The sequence below is a fragment of the uncultured Nostoc sp. genome, from assembly GCF_937863485.1.
In the GTDB taxonomy this organism is placed as follows: Bacteria; Cyanobacteriota; Cyanobacteriia; order Cyanobacteriales; family Nostocaceae; genus Nostoc.
The window spans coordinates 72,560-79,522 of record NZ_CALMFY010000098.1; the positions used below are offsets into that span (position 1 = coordinate 72,560).

The 6,963-nt window shown below is 41.9% G+C and carries 5 protein-coding genes; all 5 read left to right on the plus strand.

What is annotated here, in order from left to right; genetic code table 11:
* Positions 1–8: 8 nt before the first annotated feature.
* Positions 9–656, plus strand: coding sequence for a DsbA family oxidoreductase (locus Q0541_RS13120; RefSeq protein ID WP_298910889.1), 648 nt, complete (start codon positions 9–11; stop codon positions 654–656).
* Entirely contained in the window at positions 650–1,846 is a 1,197-nt protein-coding gene (locus Q0541_RS13125; RefSeq protein ID WP_298910891.1) for a 3-dehydroquinate synthase, read from the plus strand. Before Q0541_RS13120 ends, Q0541_RS13125 begins: the two co-directional genes overlap by 7 nt.
* 434 nt (positions 1,847–2,280) lie before the next feature.
* Positions 2,281–4,482, plus strand: a complete 2,202-nt coding sequence (locus Q0541_RS13130) for an anthranilate synthase (RefSeq protein WP_298910894.1) — start codon at positions 2,281–2,283, stop codon at positions 4,480–4,482.
* Positions 4,483–4,677: 195 nt separating this feature from the next.
* Positions 4,678–5,553 (plus strand): indole-3-glycerol phosphate synthase TrpC, encoded by an 876-nt coding sequence (gene trpC, locus Q0541_RS13135; protein WP_298910903.1) that lies wholly within the window; start codon positions 4,678–4,680, stop codon positions 5,551–5,553.
* Positions 5,554–5,747: 194 nt separating this feature from the next.
* A complete protein-coding gene (locus Q0541_RS13140) occupies positions 5,748–6,692 on the plus strand; it encodes a zinc-dependent alcohol dehydrogenase family protein (RefSeq protein ID WP_298910897.1) in 945 nt (314 codons plus the stop codon).
* Positions 6,693–6,963: the final 271 nt, after the last annotated feature.

The following is a 6,963-nucleotide window of genomic DNA, read 5'->3' on the forward strand; positions in this document are numbered from 1 at the left end:
CAAAAAATATGCTGATAGACATCTTTCACGATCCTGTTTGTCCCTGGTGCAGAATTGGAAAAAAGAATCTGTTTGATGCACTGGCACAATGGCAAGAAAAAGAAGTAGATATCCGCTGGCATCCTTTTATTCTCGACAATGCCGTTCCTGCTGACGGGTACGAATTTTACAGCTTTATGCGAAATAGAAAAGGTATCAAAGCAGAAGAACTGCAACTTCTGTTTGATTCTACACGACGCGCAGGTGAGGCAGCTGGAGTCAAGCTACATTTTGACAAAATTCGTTTGGCTGTCAATACTAAGCTTTCTCACAAACTGATTGCACTCGCACCAGTAAATGTAAAAAACGATGTCGTAGAAGCCATTTATAAAGCTTACTTTGAAAACGGTTTGAACATCGGAGATATTGACGTTCTTGTTGCCATAGGTACAGCTTACAAAATGGATTATAGGGAATTATGGCTGCAATTAAATGATGATGCTGCGGTTAAAGCCTTTGTGGCTGAATCAACATTTGCTCGGCCGAATGGCATCAACAGTGTACCGTTCTTCATCATCAATAACAAAGTCAAGATAAATGGTTCTCACTCAGTAGAAATGTTTCTTCAAGCTTTGAATCGTGCCGCACTTATAGATAGATCAGCAAAAATATGGTAGTTGAGATCAAGCAAAAAAGTAGATTCAATCTGCAACCAATTCATCAACGTGTTTCGGTTACTTTCAACTACGAGGTTTACTTCACCCAAAATTTATTTGAGTTGAAAAACCCGACGCTAGCGCAAGTGATTACAGCGGATGGGGAGACAAAGCCCAAGAAAGTAGTTGCAGTGGTAGACGCAGGAATATTGCAGTATCAACCTGAATTGGTTGAGCAATTAGTAGCGTATACCAAGTTTTATGCAGAGGTGCTAGCGATCGCAGCCCAACCGATGATAATTACGGGAGGAGAAGCTGCCAAAAATGATCCCACTTTGCTAGAGCAAATCCACCAACAGATTGAAGCAGCCGGATTGTGTCGCCACTCCTACATATTAGCGATCGGGGGTGGGGCTGTGTTGGATTTGGTAGGATATGCTGCTGCAACTGCTCACCGGGGAATTCGCGTGATTCGCATTCCGACAACGGTGTTAGCGCAAAATGATTCCGGGGTTGGAGTAAAAAACGGCATCAATGCCTTTGGTAAAAAGAACTTTCTGGGCACATTTGCGCCACCTTATGCAGTTATAAATGATTCTGCCTTTTTGACAACCCTAGACGATCGCGATTGGCGTTCTGGAATCGCAGAAGCAATTAAAGTGGCGCTGATTAAGGATGCTAACTTTTTTCATTTTATCCATTTCCATACCGCAGCCCTTGTGCAGCGAGACATGGACACTATGCAAGAGATCATCTATCGTTGCGCTCAGTTACATCTAGAACATATTGCCAATAGCGGCGATCCTTTTGAGATGGGTTCGTCTCGTCCCCTGGATTTTGGACATTGGGCGGCTCATAAACTGGAGCATTTGACAGATTATCGTTTGCGTCATGGCGAAGCAGTTGGGATCGGTATTGCTTTGGATAGCACCTATTCTTATCTTTTAGGACTGCTGGATTGTTTAGAATGGCAACGGATATTAAATACTTTGTTGGCATTGGGTTTCACGTTGTATGTGCCAGAAATGGATGAGAAGTTATCACAACTGGAACATCCTAATTGTCTGTTCCGGGGTTTAACCGAGTTCCGTGAACACTTGGGTGGAGAATTGACTTTAACGCTGTTACAACACATTGGAAAAGGAATTGAAGTTCACGAGGCGGATTTGTTTTTGTACAGGCAAGCAATATCGCTGTTGCGGAAGTTTTAGGGTTCTTTTTAGTGGTAAATTGAGGGGTGAATTTTAAACGTATAGGCACTTCGCCTTTCCGCAGGGTAGTTGAGTAATCCAGAGGTTTGATGCAAGGTAATTTTTTTGCTACCAACTTGTGAGAGCATCTAATACTTTTGAGGGAGGCGAAGACTTTTAAATAGCGTTTTTAGAAAAAGTACTAGAAAAGCAGTATAAAAACCGAATAAATTGACACCCAATCGAAAAATTATCCAATGTATTGTCTGCTTGATATCCAGTACTCTTAAATAAGAAACAAAACTTTACTTATATTTTTTACGAATAATCGGCGGATTAAAAAAAATGAATTACATGGAAATAAAATCATCTAATTTTGTTATTTATCTATAAAAAAATAATAATGATTTTTCTCAAATAATGACTAATTAATAACTACTCCAGAGAAATTACTCATGATTTTTGATTCCTATTGCTACAAAACATTTGGTGGTGTAACTGTTTATCGCTCCATGACAGAAGTGAAGATAGACACTGCCCTCGAAGATATTCTGTTTCACTTAAATTCTCAGCGTGGAGGCTTGCTAAGGAGCAGCTACGAATATCCAGGGAGATACAAAAGATGGGCGATCGGATTTGTCAATCCACCATTGGAATTGGCTACACAGGAGAATACTTTTACTTTGATAGCGTTGAATGAACGCGGCCAAGTCCTTTTACCATTCCTCTTAGAGCGCTTATCCCAGTCAGAACAACTTGAGAAAGTCACCCAAGATAATAACCATATCGTAGGCTTTGTTAAACCTGCCAAAAAATTATTCGTTGAAGAAGAACGTAGTAAACAACCTTCAGCATTTACTGTTATCCGGGATATTCTATATACTTTTTCTAGTGAAGAAGACGAGCATTTAGGATTGTATGGTGCGTTTGGTTACGACTTAGTTTTCCAGTTTGAACCAATAACCCAACGTTTGGAACGTCCTACAGATCAGCGGGATTTAGTGCTTTATCTGCCAGATGAATTGATAGTGGTTGACTATTATCAGCAACGCGCATTTCGTCTCCAATATGAATTTGAAACAGCGCATGGTAGTACTAAGAATCTTCCTCGAACAGGTGAGTCTGTAGATTATCGCGGAAAACATCTTATCCCAAATGAAACTGCTGACCATAAAGTAGGGGAGTATGCCAAAAAAGTTGAGGTTGCACTCGATTATTTCCGCCGAGGCGATTTATTTGAAGTTGTTCCTAGTCAAAACTTTTTTGAAAGCTATGAAGACCAACCCAGCAAGTTATTTGAAACTTTAAAAGAAATAAATCCTAGTCCTTATGGATTTATTTTTAATCTAGGTGGAGAATATCTTATTGGTGCATCTCCAGAAATGTTTGTGCGGGTTGAAGGGAAGCGGGTAGAAACCTGTCCAATTAGTGGTACCATTAGCCGGGGACAAGATGCTCTTGATGATGCAGTGCAAATTCGTCATTTACTCAACTCCCACAAAGACGAAGCTGAGTTGACGATGTGTACTGATGTCGATCGCAATGACAAATCCCGAATCTGTGAACCTGGCTCAGTACAAGTGATTGGTCGTCGCCAAATTGAATTATACAGCCACTTAATTCATACAGTAGATCATGTTGAGGGGACACTGCGATCGCAATTTGATGCCTTAGATGCATTCTTGAGCCATACTTGGGCGGTTACAGTCACCGGCGCACCCAAAAGAGCCGCAATAGATTTTATTGAACAGCATGAAAAGAGCGCTCGACGTTGGTATGGTGGAGCAGTTGGCTATTTAAATTTCAATGGGAATTTAAATACTGGATTAATTCTGCGGACAATCCGATTAAAAGACTGCATCGCTGAAGTGCGAGTTGGGGCTACTGTCCTTTATGACTCCATACCACAAGCAGAAGAACAAGAAACAATTACTAAAGGTGCTGCTTTATTTGAGACGATTCGTCGTGTTAAGCAAACGAGCCAGAAAATTGATCAGTCCAGTTCCATCAAATTAGCTAAAATCCTCCCAAGTCCGGAAGCTGGCAAACGCATCTTACTAATAGACTATGAAGACTCATTTGTTCATACCCTAGCCAATTACATTCGCCAAACTGGTGCAAGTGTTACCACACTCCGTCATGGCTTCTCGGAATCGCTATTCGACACAGAACGCCCTGACTTAGTTGTTTTATCTCCTGGCCCTGGTAGACCAAGTGATTTTGGGGTTTCAGAGACTGTCGGTGCCCTTCTTTATCGCCAAATTCCTATTTTCGGAGTTTGTCTGGGACTGCAAGGCATCGTTGAAGCTTTTGATGGAGAATTGGGAGTTCTTGACTATCCCCAACATGGTAAATCCTCACGGATTTTTGTCACCGATTCAGATTCTGTTACCTTCAACAATTTACCAGAATCCTTTACAGTAGGTAGATATCACTCATTGTTTGCCCTACCGGAACGTTTGCCAAAAGAACTGAAAGTAACAGCGATGTCTGATGACGACGTAATTATGGGCATTGAACATCAGACACTTCCCATCGCCGCCGTTCAGTTTCATCCAGAATCAATCATGACTATAGCAGAAGAAGTTGGTCTGGAAATCATTAAAAATGTGGTGCGTGCATATACTCAAACCAAAGAACCATTAATTATTAGTTAGGAGTTTGAAGTTAAGAGTCTTGCCTCGTTCCCATGCTCTGCATGGGAATGCCATCCCTGAGGCTTTGCCTCATAACTAGACGCATTTTTTGCCTATGATTTTAAGAGTGTTTTTAGTCGTACCGGATAGGCAGAGCCTGCACAGAATGCATTCCCAGATTCCATCTGGGAACGAGAATAACGAGAATAATTAGTTATTTCCCCATTTCCTGCCACTCCCCATTCCGTCAAGTATTTTATGATTAACCGAGTTGCCCCTCCCCGCCATATTCTTGAAGAAATTGTGTTGCATAAAAGGCAAGAAGTTGCACAAATGCAGCAAAAACTGCCTTTAGCTTCCTTGCGACAACAGTTAAATGCAGCCCCGACTGTGCGAAATTTCTTGACTGCTTTGCAAGAAAATCCCAACCAACCTAGCTTAATTGCTGAGGTAAAAAAGGCATCACCTAGCCGGGGGATTATCCGCGCAGATTTTGACGCAGTAGCTGTTGCTCAAGCTTATGAACGAGGTGGTGCAGCTTGTTTATCAGTCCTGACTGACCATAAGTTTTTTCAGGGTAGTTTTGATAATCTTGCTAATGTGCGATCGCAAGTAGCATTACCCCTACTGTGCAAGGAGTTCATCATTGACCCCTATCAAATCTATTTAGCACGGACAGCGGGTGCAGATGCAGTTTTGTTGATTGCCGCCATTTTATCAGACCAAGAACTTCAGACTTTTTTGCGAGTGATTCATGATTTAGGCATGAATACACTAGTGGAAGTCCATACCTTGGCTGAACTGGATCGGGTGCTAAAGCTTGAGGACTTACGTTTAGTAGGAATCAACAATCGCAATTTAGAAGATTTTAGCCTTGATTTAAGAACAACACAGCAACTTTTAGCACAGCGCCAACAAAAATTACAAAGCTTGGATATCACCGTCGTCAGCGAATCTGGATTGTATACACCTGCGGATTTATCTTTTGTTGCTGAGGCTGGTGCGCGTGCAGTTTTGATCGGAGAGTCTTTAGTGAAACAAAGCGATGTCGAACAAGCTGTGCGTACTTTGCTAAGACTTGATCCTCCCTAACCCTTCTTTTTAAAGAGGGAATGAGAGTAAGCCTTTTTAAGGCGGTTGAGTGGCTCTTTGCGAAAATAGGCTTCTCGCTGAAGGTGGGTAAAGGGGACATTTAAGGGATCATAGAAAATAATTCTTCCCTTCTCCCTTCCCCCTTAACCCTTTCCCTGTTCCTGATTTTGCTTTGAGGCAATTGTATGAAAGCGATGGTGATCACAAACTTCGGAAGTCCAGAAGTCTTTGCAGAAAGTGAAGTGGATAAACCAACACCAAAGAACAACGAAGTTTTAGTCAAGGTTTATGCCACCTCCGTGAACCCAGCGGACTGCGGGGTGCGCCAAGGGATTTTTGGGCCAAGGGTAAAACTGCCTGCAATTCTCGGCTTTGACGTTTCCGGTGTCGTTGAGACAGTGGGCGAAAATGTTAGGGATTTTCAGGTGGGTGACGAAGTTTATTATGCCATCTCACATGAAGAAGGTGGTGGTGCTAATGCGGAGTATCATGTCGCAAATGAATCAACTATTGCCAAAAAGCCCACAAATATATCTCATTTAGAAGCTGCTAGCGTACCTGTGGCAGGGGGTACAGCATGGGCTGCACTCATCACTAGAGCAAATATCAAAGTCGGTGAAACTGTGTTGATTCATGGTGGTGCAGGCGGTGTCGGCACATTCGCTATTCAAATAGCTAAAGTAGCAGGCGCTTACGTTTACACAACTTGCGGTAATTATGATATCGATTTTGTCAAGTCCATCGGTGCAGACAGAGCGATCGATTACCGCAAGGAAGACTTTATTAAGATCATTATGCAGGAAACAGGCGGTGCAGGTGTTGACGTAACCTTTACTACTGTTGGCGGCGAAATTTTAGCTAAAAGTTTGGCGGTTACAAAAGCTGATGGTCGCGCTGTCACTATAACAGGCGTGACGGGTGATTTCAACATCGCTATTTTCAAAAATATTACTGTCCACTTTACACACTTAGATCGCACCCGTCCTAAGCTTGATGCCTTGAGAAACCTAATTGAACAAGGTCATATCAAACCTGTTGTCAGTAAAACTTTTTCACTTCATCAGGTGGCACAAGCGCATAAAACGTTTGAGGAAGGCGGTGAGGGTGTGCGCGGCAAGATTGTTGTACAGGTTGTATAAGTCAACGTTTATGATTTATCGCTCATGGTTAATTTGTGTCTTTCTGTAAACCATTACCTATTGCTAGAATCTCCAATCTAAAAAAATGAAGCTTTGATACTCGACGACGGAGTTAAAAGACTCATTCACGAGGTTCAAAGACTCGTTAACGGAGCTAAAAGACTCGTTCACCAGGTTCAAAGACTCGTAGACATAAATAAAAGAGTGCTAATCGATTATAAAAGAATCTTTATTCGTGCTGAAATATTAATTAATCATTATCCATTAGTTT

Coding starts and splice junctions, on each gene's coding strand:
- Q0541_RS13120 (WP_298910889.1), top strand. CDS start 9: ATGCTGATAGACATCTTTCACGATCCTGTTTGTCCCTGGTGCAGAATT.
- Q0541_RS13125 (WP_298910891.1), top strand. CDS start 650: ATGGTAGTTGAGATCAAGCAAAAAAGTAGATTCAATCTGCAACCAATT.
- Q0541_RS13130 (WP_298910894.1), top strand. CDS start 2,281: ATGATTTTTGATTCCTATTGCTACAAAACATTTGGTGGTGTAACTGTT.
- Q0541_RS13140 (WP_298910897.1), top strand. CDS start 5,748: ATGGTGATCACAAACTTCGGAAGTCCAGAAGTCTTTGCAGAAAGTGAA.